The sequence below is a fragment of the Nonomuraea sp. NPDC049152 genome, from assembly GCF_040648355.1.
Lineage (GTDB): Bacteria > Actinomycetota > Actinomycetes > Streptosporangiales > Streptosporangiaceae > Nonomuraea.
Genome location: NZ_JBEZDO010000004.1, coordinates 428,028 through 442,480 on the forward strand (window position 1 = coordinate 428,028; position 14,453 = coordinate 442,480).

Consider the following 14,453-nt stretch of genomic DNA (forward strand, 5'->3'; position numbering starts at 1 on the left):
CTGTCGGTAATGATCTCTAGTGTCCCGCGCATGACAACTGCGACGCAGGCGTACAACTACGTCGCGCCCTCGACGCTCGTGAACGGACGTCTGGGATCACCGACGTCCGACTGCTTCACCAAGACCCCGCGACTGTACGGCCTGACCGCCGACAGCGCGGCGTCGACCGCGTGCGAGCTGGAGCCAACGGGGATGCCGGTGGGTACGGCCCGCGCCGGCTACGACCTGGCGGACGCCGCCCTGGAGGTCGCCCGATGAGCGCCTGGCAAGAGGTGCGTGACCTCATCACCGAGCGCGAGACCGAGGCGCTGGCCCACCGGGAGATCGCGCTGAGCTTTCTTCAAGGAGATGCGCGACAACGCCACGCGTACGGCCCAGGAGAGCTGGATCGCCGAATACGGGGGCGACGCGGACGTCGCCGAGTGGTCCGCATGGGACCTGGAGACGATGTGGATGGAGGCCCGCTGGGAGACGGAGGACGCGCTCGCCGAGTACAGGGCGCCGCTGCTGGTCGCGGGCGCGGGCGCGGGCACGATCGCGGGCCCGGCCGCCGCGGCCGCCTGGCTGACCCGCCGCGACCTCGAACTGCCGCGGGAACGCTGGCAAGGACCTTCGCCCCACCTGGCGACCGTGGTCCGCGTGCCGGCCACGCGCCCTCCGGAGTGGCAGGCCGACGTGGCGGCGCGGCTGACCACGAAGATCGGCGGCTGTCTCGCTCGCGTAGGCGAGCAACCCTGCCTGCGGTCCGTACATCCCACCGGGAATGACGACGGCGTTCCGGTTCGATTCCCCTTCGCTCATGGTCGCAAGGTATCCGCCGGCCTGACCGGGCGGTGGAGAAAACCGTTCGCGGCCTCTCAACGTGGATGACTAGCCTGCGCTGACGTGGACATCGAAGATCCCAAAGACCTCGTCCGGCGTGGCTACGACGCGCTCTCCCTTCGCTACGACCAGGCGTATGCCGCCGAGACGAAGTACCAGCCGTGGATCAGCGCACTGCGCGGCCGTATCCCACCCGGAGGCGCCGTGCTGGATCTCGGGTGCGGAAGCGGGGTTCCCGTCGCCCGCGCGCTGACGGCCGCAGGCCACCGGGTCACCGGCGTCGACATCAGTGAGGTGCAGATACGCAGGGCCAGGGAGCTCGTCCCGCAGGCCGACTTCATCCGCGCCGACGCCACGGCTGTGGACTTCGGGCCGGGCTCCTTCGATGCGGTCGTCTCCTTGTACGCACTCATCCACATCCCGCTCGAGGAACAGCTTCCGCTGCTGGAGAAGATCGCCGGATGGCTGCGACCCGGCGGTTGGTTCCTGGGGACCACTGGACATCAGGCCTGGACCGGCGTCGATGAGGACTGGCTGGGCGGCGGGACCGCGATGTGGTGGAGCCACGCGGACGCCGCCACGAACAGGTCCTGGATCACTCAAGCCGGCCTGACCGTCGAGCAGGAAGAGTTCGTGCCCGAAGGCGACGGTGGGCACGCCCTGTTCTGGGCCCGACGCCGCTGACCTCCCCTCACCCGCGCCCACTTAGCGGCACACCGTGCAGATCTCGAGGTCCCCCTCCCAGCGCGTCCACGCACAGCTGAGCGAACCCCCGGACTCCCGGCAGCAGGAGAAGCCAGCCCACCAGCGCCCAGCCGAGGTGGATATGGGTCAGCACGTGCGCGATCGCCGCCACGCCCTGGGCGTCCGGGCCGCCGAGCCGCTCGTAGGTGATCCGCCGCAGGCCGGCCGGATGTCCCTCGGCAGGGACCACGTCGAGCCCTACCGGCCGGTGCCGCTCGATCCACGCGCCCACCTGGCTGCACTGGCCGCAGCCGGCGGCGACGTAGACCCTCGCGGGCGGCATGGCCGGTCGAAGCCTGGGCGCCCACGGGCGCACCCGGGCGCGGTAGTCGCGCCACGCCTGGCCGAACCGCCGGTCGAGCTGGTCGCCCTCGTGCCAGGCGGCCAGGCCAGCGCCGTACGCGAACGAGATCGCCGCCCCGCCGAGCAGGCGCATGTCGAGCAGGGAAAGCAGCAGATAGCCTGCGGTCATCGCCACCTGCATCGGGTTGCGGACGTAGGCGTAGGGGCCGCCGGTCACCAGGTGGCGTGGCGGGTCGTACGGCAGCGGAGTGCCTCCGCCGGACACCGCGAACTCGCGCACCGCGGCGAGCCCGAGCACTCCAGGTACGGCGAGCGCCTGCACCATGAGCGCCAGCATCCACCCCGGCTGCCGCCACGCCTCGAGGACGGCGACCGGCAGCAGAACCCCGAGTCCGGCTGCCAGCAGCACCTGGAACACGGCTCGCGCCCCGAGGCGGCTGCCCAGGACGGTCCAGCGCGCGATGAGCAGCCCAGGCACCAGTGCGAGGGCGACCGCCACCGCCTCGCCCGTGAGCCACTGCGGCCCGAGCACGACCACCGGTTCGGCCAGTGGCATGAGCGCGAGATCGAGCCAAGCCAGAGCGGCGGCGATGAGTGGCACGGGCGCGAGCGGGAAGGCCAGCGCGGGCAGCGCTCCCCACAGCAGCGCCCAGCCGAGCAACAGGTCCACGGGAATCCCCGCCACCACCCCACCCTCGGCGTGGAAACTCCACCAGCCGACCAGGTTGACCACCGCCAGCACCAGAAGGTTCCACCCTGTGGCCAGCAGTGCTGCGGCGATCCGGCGCTCGTCGAGGCGGCGCTGTAGGACGGCGGCGAGGACGACTGCGAGCAGCGGTGCCATCAGGCCCAGAGCGCGGATCAGCGCGGCGCTCACGAGGCGCCACCGGCGTGCCGTCCTGCGGCGGAAGCGGCGAAGGTGGCGGCGAGGTAGTCGGCGGCCCGGGTGACCGCGTAGCGCTGCAGCGGGCCGAAGTACCAGGAGGGGTCGAAGGTCCTGCGGTAGCTCAGCGACACCGTCAGACGCCCGGCCGACCAGGCGAACTCGGCTTCGCGCAGCTCCAGCCAGCGCGCCAGCGTGGTGTCCCTGACCACCTCGAACACCACCCTTCCCGGCGCCCGTTCCTTGACTCGAAGCGTCATCGCACGCGGCTCGGCCGGCGCTCCGATGCCCAGCGACCTGCGCGGGTCGAAGGTGATCTCACGGGTGGCCCCCGGCTCGAGCCCCACTCCCATGGCCTGGAGCGGCTTGGGAAAACCGAGTCGCAGGAACGCCGACTCATACGGCTGGAAGTCCGGCACCGAGGCAAGAGACAGCTCCAGGTCTCCCATGGCGATTCGCGTCGCGCTCACCCGCTCCACACGCGGTATCGACGTGGCCTCGCCCGCGCCCTCGACGGCCACGAGCAGCAGCAACGGCACCGCGATCGCGTTCAGCCCCTTGGACCGCTTGCCGACATGGTCGATGAACAGGCCGATCAGCGCGCCGACGAGGTAGAACAGCGGCGCGGCGAACAGCAGGCAGACGATGCCCTCGCCGAGCAGCGGGCCGGCCAGCGCAAGGGCGACGGTGAGCACAGCCATGATCATCCCGGTCGCCGACCTCGGCCGCGCCACGAGCACGACGGTGATGGCGATGACGGCGGGGATGCCCACGTAGAACACCGCCGTCTGCTCCAGGTGACCTGCCTGCAGCACCTTGTAGGCCAGCAGCCCGGCGAACAGCGCGACGAGGACCCCGGCCAGGACCCTCTTGGCCCACTTCTCTTCCATATCCTCCTCCTTAATCGACCGGTTTAATCACTCGATTAAACCGTATGATGAAGGATCATGACACAGGAGACGAGGGACCGCCTCATCGAGGCCGCCGCGCGGACGCTGCGCGAGGAGGGGTACGTGGGCACCAGCGCCCGCACGATCGCCAGGGCGGCGGGCGTCAACTCGGCGCTGGTCTTCTATCACTTCGGCGGCGTCGACCAGCTCCTGCTGGCCGCCTTCGACCGCTCGGCCGAGGCGCGCATGGCCGCCTACCAGGAGAAGGTGGCGCAGGTCCGCACGTTGGAGGAGCTCGTGGCGGTCGCCACCGAGATCTACCGCGCCGACCTGGAGGGCGGGCACATCACGATGGTGTCGGAGATGGTCGGCGCGAGCGTCGCCAAGCCGGAGCTGCGCGCGGAGATCGTCAAGCGCACCGACCCGTGGATCGACTTCGTCGAGGCCACGCTGGAGCGGGTGATCGGCGGCTCACCGCTGGCCAAGCTCCTGCCGCCGCGCGAACTGGCCTATGCCTCGATCACGTTCTACCTGGGGGTGAACCTCTTCACCCACCTCGACGCCGATCGCACCCGCACCGAGGCGCTGTTCGACCTGGCAGGCCGGGTGGCCCCGCGAGCCAAACTGCTGACGGTACGGCTCCCGCGCCGCCGCGGCTGACCGTGCCACCCACACGGGTCTCGTGGCGGGAGAGCAGACCACGGGCTCGGGCTCGCCGCACTCAGGTCTGTGCCCGGTGACCGGCTACGGTTTGTCGATCCGACCGCTGGACTGCCAGTCGCTGTAGGTAGTGGTGAACTCGGACTTGTAGATGCCGCTGTCGCCGGTGGGGACGCACCAGACGAGGCGGAACCTCTCCGGCCGGCCGTCCGAGTCGATGGAGAGACTGTAGGTGAGGTACGAGCGGGGGCTCGTCTCCGCGACGTCTCCGCCCATCCAGGAGCTCAGGAGGTCGCGGAGGAGCCCGCTCGTCTTGTCGATGGCCATGGTTCCCGAGTAGGCGCGTCCCTTCCGCTTCATCCGCGTGGAGTTGGCCACCACCTCGCGGATGACCGACGGTCCGGCGGTGCCCGCGATCATCAGGGCGACCCATTCGGGGCTGGCCGGTTGCAGGTTCGACAGCTGCTTATCGCCGGGGTAGAGGTCGGCGCCCTGGAGGACGACGTAGTAGTGGGCCCTCAACTCGTCGCCGGCCACGACGCGCATGTCGAGGTCGTCCGCGTGGGCGCTGTTCACCGCGCGGCCGGTCGCCCTCGCGCCGGCGTTGCTCTGGGTGAAGCCGCCCTCGTACGAGAAACTCGCCGAGGGGGTGGCGTCGAGCGCCAGGTCGACGGCGGCGGCGAGTTCGGTGGGCGTCCGCGGCAGCTCGGGCTGCGCAGGAGTCGACGATGACGTCGAGGTGGTCGCGGACGACGGGGTGTCGGGTGACGAGGTGTCGGGCGACGACGTTTCGGGCGACGACGTTTCGGGTGGCGAGGTGTCGGGCACGGGGGTGAGGGATTCGCTCGCGGACTTCGGCGGGCTGGACGTCTTCGCCATCGCGGCGAAGGTGGGGCGCGCGGCCGGCTCGGCCGTCTCCGGCAGGAGACGGAGGACGGCGGCCGCCCCCACGCCCAGAACGACCGCGGCCGCGACGTACGCTGCCGCGATCCGGCGACCGCTACCGCGGCTCGGCCACGGGACGTCCTCGACGGGAAGCGCCCACGTGCGATCGAGCCGCGCCGTCAGCTCGTCGACCCCGCCGATCCGCCACGCCTCGGACACGGCTGCCAGGACCTCCCGCGTGGAGGGCCGGGATAACGGATCCTTGGCCAGCGCCCTGTCGACCAGATCGCGCAGAGGCCCGGGGACCGCCGAGGTGTCCACCGGGTCGTTGAGGACCCTCAGCGCGAGGACCTCGGGGCGGCCCATGCCGTACGGCGGCTCGCCCGTGGCCGCGCACGTGGCGAGCATGCCCCAGCCGTAGACGTCGGCGGCCGGTCCGGCGGGGGCGTTGCGGTACTCCTCTGGGCTCACCCAGCCGGGAGTCCCGATGAGGGTCCCTGACCGGGTCACGGACGTCCCGTCGAGTGCTCGCGCGATCCCGAAGTCCACGAGTTTGGGGCCGCTCGGGGAGAGGATCACGTTGGAGGGCTTGATGTCGCGGTGGACGACGTCCACGGCGTGAATGGAGACCAGCGCCTCCGCCAGCCCCGCCACGAGTCCGAACCACTGGTCGCCCTGGAGAGGGCCGTTCGTCTGGACGTAATCCTCCAGCGTCGGGCCTGGCACGTATTCGGCGGCCAGCCACGGGCGCACCGAGTTCGCGTCGGACTCGAGGATCCGCGCGGTGCACACACCTCGCACGCGCCGGAGAACGGAGATCTCCCGCGCGAACCTCGCCCGGAACTCCGGGTCCCCTGCCAAGGAGGCGTGGACGAGCTTGACCGCGATCCGGACACCGTCCGGGCCGATCCCGGCGTACACCACCCCCATGCCGCCCGCTCCCAGTCGGCCCGCGATGCGGTACGGACCGATCTGGCGGGGATCGTCGTCGTTGATCGGGATCACTCGGAGTTTCTATCCCATTCCTACGCCAACCACCACGCCGACACCGGCAGAACTCCCGCGCGCGACCCGGTGCTCCCGGCTCGGTTCGCATCCGATGTCGGTGTTCTCGCACGCGAAGCTCGCCGACGAGGAGCAACTGCGCCGCGAGTTCACCCTGTCTCGCCCGCTCGGCTTCGACCACGTGTCTCGCCCCCGGGCAGGGAGCGCGGCCGGTGTGCCGGGCACAACCCAGGACCGCTACGCAGCGCCACCGATCGTTACTGGCAAAGGCTCAACGGGACGGCTCTGAATGCTGAAGCGTCGGGTTTGAGCGGATCGCCCTGCGGAGAAAGGCTCGGCCTCTGTGGACGTCGCCCCGGCTTATGAGCAGCTTGCCAAGGTTGTGGTTCGCCGCAGCGTGGTCCGGGTCGATTTTCAGATAACGCAGAAAGTACGAGATCGCTTTCGCTCGCTTCCTTTCCGAAAGCAGAACGCCCATATTATAGAGTGCTCCACCGAATCGCGGATCAATGGTGAGTGCTTGCGCGTATTCACGCTCCGCGCTGGTGGTGGCCCCGTTCTGCTGATGTATGGTGCCCATGTTGAAGTGCGCAAATTTGTTGCGGGGGTCTATTCGCGCTGCGCCTTCGTACTCGGTCATCGCGTCCTTTGTGTTGCCGGCCTGCTGGGCGGCGATCCCTGTCCAGACCAGGCGATCTGCGGCGCCGGAGGGAAGGCGGCCGGGGTCGAGTTCGGTCGTTCGCCGGAAAAGGAAGGCATGGGGAGCGGTGTAAAGCAGTGTGTAGTTCGACCGGAAATACGAGTCTAGCTGAGGCGTCCAAGGCACGAAGGTGGTGTGCGGTGAGGCGAGGATGAGGTAGTCGGCCTGTCGCATGGAAGTCTCCCAGGTGCTGACGAGCTTCTGGTTGAACGGCCCCTCGCTGGATGGCGGATGAGCGGGGTCTGCCGAGAGCCATTGCCCGAAGACGTCTATTGTCGCGGGACAGCGGCGTCCCGTGAGGCGATCGGCCACTATCAGAGGCGTGGCGGTGCCATCGGACACCACGCATGCGTCTGGCTGAATATAGGAGGCGAGTTCTTTTCCGAAGTCGACGTAGTGGGAAATGAAATGTCGAGAATAAGATGCCTGTGTCAGGCTGCCGATGTATGTGATGAACAAGAAACCCGCCATCGCCATGTACCTCAGAAGCCTCACGTCGACTCTCTCGTCCAGGAGGCCCGGCGGCACCGCACGGGTGAGCCGGCCGACGACCACGCCGAGCAGCAGGGCGAGAAACACGCCGGGGAGATAGCCGTAGCTGGTGCCAAAGAACTGGCGCGGCACGCATGCTCCGGTGACCGTCGCGATGGCGGCGGTGAGGACGAACCAGTCCACCGGAACACGGCCGCCGACCGTCGCATAACTGACAACGGCCGCCACAACTAGAGCCAGGACCAAGCCGACGGCCACAACAGATGGCACATTCAGTTCAGGCGGCGCGGCCAGGCCCGTCATCCAAGGGAACCTGGCGCCGATGGACAGCTCATTCCACCCTTTGGGATCCCTGGCCAGCTGGACGGCGATGACATCATGCACGAATGTCTTCGGGGCCAGAGCAAAGAACGGGAGGATGGGAACGACGATACCGGCCGCGATTCCCCCGAGCAGCAACCTGGCACGCCACCATTGCTTGCGCGCCAAGCAGGACATCGCATAGACGCCCAGCACGGCGATGGCCGGGGCGAAGGCCCAGACCTTGACCGTACAGGCCAACCCGAACGCCAGGCCGCCCGCAAACGTCCGGCGCCGACTTACCGTGAGATCTCCGGTCGAGCCGAACAAGGCGAACGCGCCGAGCATGCAGAGGAAGACGTAATACGGCTCAAGTTCGACCGTGGTCGCGACATCGGATGTTCGCGGGGAACAGGCCAAGACGACACCAGCCGTCAGCATGGCCACACGGCCACGGAATCGCACGACCAGTGTACCCAGCACGACGACCGCCACCGCTGCCCCGGCCGACAGGAGACGGGCAATCGCCAACGCCGACTGCTCGCCGACGACCTGGCTCAACGCCGCAACAGGCGCCAATATCAATGTCAGGCCCGGAGGATGAAGAAGCGTGAAGTCCCGATAGGGAAAGTAGCCGTCGACCAGCCGCAGAGCCGAACCAAAATAGACACCCTCATTATAGGAGCCGAATTGATGTATTCCCATAAGAACATGAGGTTGCGAGAACTTGTGAGCGAACAAGGAGACGGACAAGAGCCCCATACACCAAACGATTGCTCGACGAGACCATGCCGGTGCCAATCGGCGGCCAGTCGAACCCGGGTCAGCGTGGACCGCATATTGAATCCCCATGCCGCCATGGTGCCTATCCCACGACATACCAGGCGGATAGGCGCCCCACAAGCGACAAAACGGGAGATGGTTCATCCCGAGATTTTGCCAACGCCCCCAATGAACTGTTCGCAAACAGGCGATCTCATAGTCGGCTGACGCCGCCCCGTGCCTGCAAGGCGACTCCCGTCATTGCGGCTCTACTTAATGAGCCTTTTCCATCGCGATGGTGCTGGTCACGGTGGGTCGGGGAGAGTCGAGGGTGACATGAGGAGAGGCACCCGGTAGGACAGCAATCGACCAAGATCCGATCCCCCAACCGGGAGCCTTGTCGCTGTCTTCCCCCGCCGCTGACGGCTCCGAGTCTGTCCAGGTCGCCCAGGGTGAAGAAGGCCGCCGGTTTCCTGGGAGTGCCGTACCCAGGAAAGCGTGCGGCGGCTTCGAGCTCGATTCCGGAAGTGGATCGTCCGGAACGGAACGTAGCCTGCCCACCATGACGTCGGACAAGGAGCAGGTCCTCCTGGCAGCGCCGATCGCGATCGTCCCCGCCAACGAAGCGCTCTGGGAAGACCTGGACGCTGTCCTCGGCAGCGTCAGGTGCCACGCGGCACGGTGCTACTGCCAGCGGTACAAGATTCCGGACTCCCAGTGGCGCTCGGTGGCCGATGAGGAGCGCGCCCACCGGCTGCGCGAGCAGACCGACTGCGGGCACCCGGAGTCGGGCACGACGAGCGGGCTGGTGGCCTACCTCGACGGCCGGCCTGTGGGCTGGTGCGCGGTCGAGCCGCGCACCGCCTACGTGAAACTGTTGCGTACCCGCGTTCCGTGGATCGGACGCGAGGAAGACAGGAGCGACGACGGTGTCTGGGCCGTGACGTGCTTCGTCACGCGCACGGGTTTCCGCCGGCGCGGGGTCAGCCGTGCGCTCGCACGCGCCGCTGTCGGCTTCGCACGGGAACGGGGCGCCCGCGCCATCGAGGGCTACCCCATGATCACGCAGCCGGGGAAGGAGATCACCTGGGGCGAGCTTCATGTCGGCAGCCGCAGCGTCTTCGCTGCCGCGGGGTTCACCGAGGTCAGCAGGCCCACACTCAGGCGAGCCGTCATGCGGATCGACTTCTGAGGGCGTCCGTCCCTGCTCCGTTCTTCGGCGCCGCGTGTCGACAACCCCTTACAATGCCGCCGAAAGTGATCTTTCACAGTAAGTCAGAAAAGGGGATAGATGTCGATCAGAAAGCGTACGGCGGGCACACTTCTCGTCGGAGCCCTCATCGTCGGGGGGCTGGGAGCCGGAACCACCGCGGCTTCGGCGGGCGCGAGCAGTGCCCCGTGCACCGGGAAGTCCGGCCTTCACATCACGGCCAAGGGCACGACCAACCAGAAGTCCTGGGCGGACGTCCTCAACTGCGGCAGCACGGACCTCGTGACACTCGACATCGCCTTCGGGCCGGACCCGTTGTGCCGGGAGATCCGTCACGGGGTCACGGCGCGGATCACTGCCCCCACCGCCATCGGAAGCGTCAGGAAGGCGAAGTACTGCTGATTCTTCGGCGGGCCCGGTGAACTCCAGGTGAGTCGGCGGGCCAACCGCGGCGACCGCGGGCGGTCAGAAGTCGGCCGGCAGGCTGGCGATCGGCCATGGCGCGCTGACCGCCCTCCTCAACCTCGCCCACCGGGCGGGCCGGGTGGGGATGGTCGGCAGCCGGTGCGTGCGGGACTGCCGCCAGAGACGCCTGTCACGACACAGGGAGAACCGGGTCCGGGCTGGAGGGGAGAAATCAGCAGGAATGTGCGCAAGAGTTCTGCCACTGTGGGGTCCATGGATCTCACCGACGCCAGGGGGCTGGCGCGGGCTCTCGAAGAGCTCTTGAAGGACGCCCATCACGAGATCAGCCAGGCGAGGGAGACGCCCGAGTTGGTGGCGCGGGTCACCGGCCATCTCGGATGCGAGCTCAAGAACATCGTCAACGTGCTCGCGAGCTTCCCCGCCTGGGAACACGTCAACCTCCAGCGCGGCGTGGACGCCTACCTGGCGGCGCACGGCCCGGAGGCCGAGTGGTTCGGCATCGCAGGCCAAGGCCGCGAGCACGAGGACTTCGTCAACATGCTGGCCAGCGCGGCGCGCGGCTGGGAGCGGTTCGAGCCCGGCGCGGTCGACTACGCCACGGCGGCGGTCGGGCCCGACGAGACCACCGAGGTCATCTCGCTCGGCCTGATCCTCGCTCGCTCGCCCGACGGCGCGCCGGTGGTGATCGGGCTGCGCGGCCCGCAGGAGCACATGTCCCCGCAGTGCCACGTCGTCGTGCTGGCCACGGATCGGTCGATCGCCACGCGCACCCGCGACGACATCGAGCAGCGCATGCGCGAGCACGACATCTACCGGGGGCAGATCCTGTCATTCGAGTGGAGCGAGCACCGCGGCAACGACCTGGTGACGTTCCTGCCCAGACCGGACCTGCCCGCGGACCAGGTCATCCTGCCGGACGGCGTGCTGGCCACGATCGAGCGGCACATCGTCGACATCGGCGAGCACGCCGGACGGCTGCGCGAGCACGGCCAGCACCTCAAGCGCGGCCTGCTGCTGCACGGCCCGCCCGGCACCGGCAAGACCCACACCGTCCGCTACCTGATGGGCCGGATGCGCGACTGCACCGTGATCGTGATGACCGGCTCGGCGATCAGGTACGTCACCCAGGCGGCGGGCCTGGCCAGGCGGCTGCAACCGGCGATCCTCATCCTGGAGGACGTCGACCTGGTCGCCCGCGACCGCTCCTACACCGACGACGGCAACCCCCTGCTGTTCGCGTTGCTCGACGCGATGGACGGGGTGGGGGCCGACGCCGACGTCACGTTCGTGCTCACGACCAACCGCGCCGACGTGCTGGAGCGGGCCCTGGCCGACCGCCCCGGACGGGTGGACCTGGCCGTACGGGTCCCCAAGCCCGACGCGGCCGGCCGCGCCGCCCTGCTTCGCCTGTACGCGCGCGACATGCGGCTGGAGGCCGACCTGGAGCCGATCGTGGCCAGGACCGAGGGCGCGACCGCGTCGTTCTTCAAGGAGCTGCTGCGCCGGGCGGTGCTCACCGCCCTCCACGACACCGAGTCGATCACCGTGCTCACCGGCGAGCACCTCAGCCGGGCCCTGGACGGGATGCTCGACGAGCGCGAGGCGCTGACCAGGGCGCTGCTCGGTTCGGGAGAGCGGGTCCACGACACGGAGGAGGACGACGCCGACCTGGCGATGTTCGCTGAACCCGCCCCGGGCATCTCGGCAGGCGCCTACTCAAGCACTGTCTCCGTCCGATTCGACGGGCCCTGACCGAAGCGGCCTGCTCGCACGCGCAGGCCTCGCACTCCGCTCACCCTCCGCTTGGCCGGCGGCGCGTGCTCGCCGAGCACCCGACGCACAGCTACCGCCGGAATCCGGCCCGCTCCTCCCGGGCGGCCGGCCGGCACTGTGTCACGGTCGGACATCCGGGGGTACGGAGGTCAGCAGGCCGTGGACGATCGCCCGCACGCCTTTGCCGTAGGTGTCGCGGGCGGTCAACTCCTCCCAGTGTTCGCCCAGCGCGGCCAGGCGCGGTAGCCGCGTCGCATCGAGGTTCGCGAACACCTGGCCGCGATAGGTCGGCCTGCCGCCCTCGCGCCGACGCGCCGCGGCCGCCCGCGCGGTGATCTCGCCCGCCGTGTAGTGCCAGATGATCCGGTACAGGTCCACGGCCGCTTCCGGGGTCAGCCCGGCACGTACGGCCGCATCGATGATCGTTTCCGGATACCACAGCGCATGGACGGACATCAGGTCATCGGCTCTGAGCACCTCGACGATCCACGGGACGCCGATCAGCGCCTCACGCATGGCGACGGCGGCGGCCACCACGCGCTCGCCCGGGTCGCCGGACTCGTCGGGCAGCTCGGGTCTCGGCAGGCCGGTCGCGTAATCGTCGAGGAGCAGCTGGAGCAGCTCGTCCTTGTCGTGCACATGGTGGTACAGGGCCATAGGCGTGGCGCCCACCTCGCGGGCCAGCCTGCGCATGGTCAAGCCTGGCGTGCCCTCCTCGTCGATGATGCGGTGGGCCGCGGACACGATGTCCGCTCTGGAGATCTTGGGGGGCCGCCCCGTACGTGCCGGCATCCTGCCATGCTACTTTCTATACATGTACGAAAAGTCGCCCTGGGCGGCCGTCGGCGTACTCGCGTTCGCCGTTGTTGTGGCAACCCTGCAGATGACCGCGGTGGTGCCGCTGCTTCCCGTGCTGCAACAGCAGCTCCACGTGCCGCTCACCTCCGCCTCCTGGACCCTCACCGCCGCGCTGCTCTCCGGAGCGGTCGCCATCCCCCTGCTGTCCCGCCTCGGCGACCTGTACGGCAGGCGCCTCGTGGCCCTGGCCGCGCTCGGCCTGCTGGTGGCCGGGTCGCTGCTCAGCGCCGTGGCCACCACGCTTCCCCTGTTCATCGCCGGCCGGGTGCTGCAAGGCATGGCCGCACCCCTGCTGCCCTTGGCCATGGGCATCGCCAGGCAAGGCGTGCCACGTGACCGGCTGCCCACGGCCATCGGCGTGCTCAGCGCCATGATGGGGGTCGGCAGCGGCGCAGGCATGATCCTCGCTGGTCTGGTCGGCGGCACCTACCAGGCGTTGTTCTGGATACTGGCCGGGCTCGGCGCCGCCGGCTTCGCCTTGGTCGCCCTCTTCGTCCCCGAATCTCTCCGCCCCGCACACGGCGGCCGTCCCGACTTCGCGGGCGCGGCCCTGGTGGCCGGCTGGCTGGTCTGCCTGCTGCTGGCCGTCAGCAAGGGAGCGGCTTGGGGCTGGACCTCATCGCCCACCCTGGGACTGTTGGCGGGAGGCGTCGTGCTGTCCGTCGTCTGGGTGCTGACGGCTCGCCGTACCGCGGCGCCGCTGATCGAGATCCCGATGCTGCTGCACCGGGGGACGGCGGGCGCGACGGTGGCGTCGCTGCTGCTCGGTTTCGCGCTGTTCGGCGCCATCACCACGCTGTCGTCCGTGACCCAACGCGCGCTGGGCGCCTCGGTGCTCCAGGTCGGCTTGTACCTGCTGCCGACGGCGCTGCTGATGCTGATGGTCTCGCTGCTCGCCGGCCGCCTGATGCGCCGGTTCTCGGCGTCGTCACTGGTCGGCACCGGGTCCTCGCTGGTGGCCACGGCCGCGCTGTGGCTGAGCATCTCGCACCGGAGCCCCTTCGACCTGTACGGCGCCGCGGCCGTCCTCGGCGTGGGCATCGGCCTCGGTTACGCGGCGCTCGGCACGATGGCGGTCGAACACGTCGAACCGGCCAAGACGGCGGCAGCCGGAGGCGTGAACGCACTGGTCAGAGTCATCGGAAGCAGTCTGGCGGGAGCGGTGACCGCGGCCGTGCTGTCCAGCGCAGGGGCGGGATGGAGCTTCGGGGCCTCAGCGGTCGCGGCCCTGATCTCAGCGGTCTTCGGCTATGCGCACGGTTTTCTGGCCCGGGTTCCGGGTCTACTGGCGGAGGAGTTGACATGACACACGAAGCCGGCGCGACCGGCCAGCGGTTGATCGCGTGGGGTGACGAGCTGGTGAAGCTGCACGAAGGCTTCCGCCGCGACCTCGCGGACCTGCGGCGTACCTCCAGGTTGGGCCCCGGCCTCCGGGAGCACTGCCTGACCTTCTGCGAGGCACTGCACGCCCATCACACAGGGGAGGACGACGTGCTCTTCCCCCACCTGGACGGCCTGCACCCCGAACTGGCCGGAGTGCTCACCCGGCTACGCAGCGAACATCAGGTGGTGGGGCGCATCCTGGCCCAGATCAGGACCCTGCTCGACGCCGGCGACCCGGCCGACCTCGGGGTCGAACTCGACCGGCTGGCCGGGGAACTGGAGGCGCACCTGGATTACGAGGAGGAGCAACTCGTGCCCCTGCTCAACGAGATGATCGACATGCCGGAGGACCTGTAG

The 14,453-nt window shown here is 69.1% G+C and carries 14 protein-coding genes; 9 read left to right on the forward strand and 5 right to left on the reverse strand.

The window, feature by feature from the left end; translation table 11 throughout:
- The first annotated feature begins 30 nt into the window (after positions 1–30).
- The 3 genes from AB0B45_RS10940 (at position 31) to AB0B45_RS10950 (ending at position 1,506) form a co-directional block, all read left to right on the forward strand.
- Complete coding sequence (locus tag AB0B45_RS10940) at positions 31–258, forward strand: hypothetical protein (RefSeq protein WP_358128302.1); 228 nt, start codon at positions 31–33, stop codon at positions 256–258.
- A 90-nt stretch (positions 259–348) separates the two neighbouring features.
- A complete protein-coding gene (locus tag AB0B45_RS10945; RefSeq protein WP_358128304.1) occupies positions 349–870 on the forward strand; it encodes a hypothetical protein in 522 nt (173 codons plus the stop codon).
- Positions 871–885: 15 nt separating this feature from the next.
- Positions 886–1,506 (forward strand): methyltransferase domain-containing protein, encoded by a 621-nt coding sequence (locus AB0B45_RS10950; RefSeq protein WP_358128306.1) that lies wholly within the window; start codon positions 886–888, stop codon positions 1,504–1,506.
- Positions 1,507–1,513: 7 nt separating this feature from the next.
- Here AB0B45_RS10950 and AB0B45_RS10955 read toward each other — a convergent pair whose 3' ends face one another.
- Both AB0B45_RS10955 and AB0B45_RS10960 read right to left on the reverse strand, forming a co-directional pair.
- Positions 1,514–2,746 (reverse strand): methyltransferase, encoded by a 1,233-nt coding sequence (locus AB0B45_RS10955; RefSeq protein ID WP_358128308.1) that lies wholly within the window; start codon positions 2,744–2,746, stop codon positions 1,514–1,516.
- Positions 2,743–3,642, reverse strand: coding sequence for a hypothetical protein (locus AB0B45_RS10960; RefSeq protein WP_358128310.1), 900 nt, complete (start codon positions 3,640–3,642; stop codon positions 2,743–2,745). The genes AB0B45_RS10955 and AB0B45_RS10960 overlap by 4 nt, the downstream gene beginning before the upstream one ends.
- Before the next feature lie 57 nt (positions 3,643–3,699).
- Between AB0B45_RS10960 and AB0B45_RS10965 the strand changes: the two genes are divergently transcribed.
- Positions 3,700–4,302 (forward strand): TetR family transcriptional regulator, encoded by a 603-nt coding sequence (locus AB0B45_RS10965; protein ID WP_358128311.1) that lies wholly within the window; start codon positions 3,700–3,702, stop codon positions 4,300–4,302.
- An 84-nt stretch (positions 4,303–4,386) separates the two neighbouring features.
- Here AB0B45_RS10965 and AB0B45_RS10970 read toward each other — a convergent pair whose 3' ends face one another.
- Together AB0B45_RS10970 and AB0B45_RS10975 are read right to left on the reverse strand one after the other, a co-directional pair.
- Positions 4,387–6,192, reverse strand: coding sequence for a protein kinase (locus AB0B45_RS10970; RefSeq protein WP_358128313.1), 1,806 nt, complete (start codon positions 6,190–6,192; stop codon positions 4,387–4,389).
- Between the two features lie 271 nt (positions 6,193–6,463).
- Positions 6,464–8,446: a tetratricopeptide repeat protein gene (locus tag AB0B45_RS10975; protein WP_358128314.1), complete on the reverse strand. Its 1,983-nt coding sequence runs from the start codon at positions 8,444–8,446 to the stop codon at positions 6,464–6,466.
- A gap of 562 nt (positions 8,447–9,008) precedes the next feature.
- On the opposite strand from AB0B45_RS10975, the gene AB0B45_RS10980 reads away from it, so the two are divergent.
- The 3 genes from AB0B45_RS10980 to AB0B45_RS10990 all read left to right on the forward strand — a co-directional run bounded on the left by AB0B45_RS10980 (position 9,009) and on the right by AB0B45_RS10990 (position 11,834).
- Complete coding sequence (locus AB0B45_RS10980; protein WP_358128316.1) at positions 9,009–9,638, forward strand: GNAT family N-acetyltransferase; 630 nt, start codon at positions 9,009–9,011, stop codon at positions 9,636–9,638.
- Positions 9,639–9,737: 99 nt separating this feature from the next.
- Positions 9,738–10,058, forward strand: a complete 321-nt coding sequence (locus AB0B45_RS10985) for a hypothetical protein (RefSeq protein ID WP_358128318.1) — start codon at positions 9,738–9,740, stop codon at positions 10,056–10,058.
- Between the two features lie 276 nt (positions 10,059–10,334).
- Positions 10,335–11,834 carry an ATP-binding protein gene (locus AB0B45_RS10990; RefSeq protein WP_358128320.1) on the forward strand — a complete coding sequence of 500 codons (1,500 nt, stop codon included), beginning with the start codon at positions 10,335–10,337 and terminating at the stop codon, positions 11,832–11,834.
- A gap of 141 nt (positions 11,835–11,975) precedes the next feature.
- Here AB0B45_RS10990 and AB0B45_RS10995 read toward each other — a convergent pair whose 3' ends face one another.
- Entirely contained in the window at positions 11,976–12,647 is a 672-nt protein-coding gene (locus AB0B45_RS10995; protein ID WP_358128322.1) for a helix-turn-helix domain-containing protein, read from the reverse strand.
- Positions 12,648–12,669: 22 nt separating this feature from the next.
- On the opposite strand from AB0B45_RS10995, the gene AB0B45_RS11000 reads away from it, so the two are divergent.
- Together AB0B45_RS11000 and AB0B45_RS11005 are read left to right on the forward strand one after the other, a co-directional pair.
- Positions 12,670–14,019 (forward strand): MFS transporter, encoded by a 1,350-nt coding sequence (locus tag AB0B45_RS11000; protein ID WP_358128324.1) that lies wholly within the window; start codon positions 12,670–12,672, stop codon positions 14,017–14,019.
- Positions 14,016–14,453, forward strand: coding sequence for a hemerythrin domain-containing protein (locus AB0B45_RS11005; protein WP_358128326.1), 438 nt, complete (start codon positions 14,016–14,018; stop codon positions 14,451–14,453). The genes AB0B45_RS11000 and AB0B45_RS11005 overlap by 4 nt, the downstream gene beginning before the upstream one ends.

What these genes read in the sequence shown, in the direction of transcription:
- AB0B45_RS10940 (WP_358128302.1), top strand. Translation starts at nt 31, where the DNA reads ATGACAACTGCGACGCAGGCGTACAACTACGTCGCGCCCTCGACGCTC.
- AB0B45_RS10945 (WP_358128304.1), top strand. Translation starts at nt 349, where the DNA reads ATGCGCGACAACGCCACGCGTACGGCCCAGGAGAGCTGGATCGCCGAA.
- AB0B45_RS10960 (WP_358128310.1), bottom strand. Translation starts at nt 3,642, where the DNA reads ATGGAAGAGAAGTGGGCCAAGAGGGTCCTGGCCGGGGTCCTCGTCGCG.
- AB0B45_RS10965 (WP_358128311.1), top strand. Translation starts at nt 3,700, where the DNA reads ATGACACAGGAGACGAGGGACCGCCTCATCGAGGCCGCCGCGCGGACG.
- AB0B45_RS10975 (WP_358128314.1), bottom strand. Translation starts at nt 8,446, where the DNA reads ATGGGGCTCTTGTCCGTCTCCTTGTTCGCTCACAAGTTCTCGCAACCT.
- AB0B45_RS10980 (WP_358128316.1), top strand. Translation starts at nt 9,009, where the DNA reads ATGACGTCGGACAAGGAGCAGGTCCTCCTGGCAGCGCCGATCGCGATC.
- AB0B45_RS10985 (WP_358128318.1), top strand. Translation starts at nt 9,738, where the DNA reads ATGTCGATCAGAAAGCGTACGGCGGGCACACTTCTCGTCGGAGCCCTC.
- AB0B45_RS10990 (WP_358128320.1), top strand. Translation starts at nt 10,335, where the DNA reads ATGGATCTCACCGACGCCAGGGGGCTGGCGCGGGCTCTCGAAGAGCTC.
- AB0B45_RS10995 (WP_358128322.1), bottom strand. Translation starts at nt 12,647, where the DNA reads ATGCCGGCACGTACGGGGCGGCCCCCCAAGATCTCCAGAGCGGACATC.
- AB0B45_RS11000 (WP_358128324.1), top strand. Translation starts at nt 12,670, where the DNA reads ATGTACGAAAAGTCGCCCTGGGCGGCCGTCGGCGTACTCGCGTTCGCC.
- AB0B45_RS11005 (WP_358128326.1), top strand. Translation starts at nt 14,016, where the DNA reads ATGACACACGAAGCCGGCGCGACCGGCCAGCGGTTGATCGCGTGGGGT.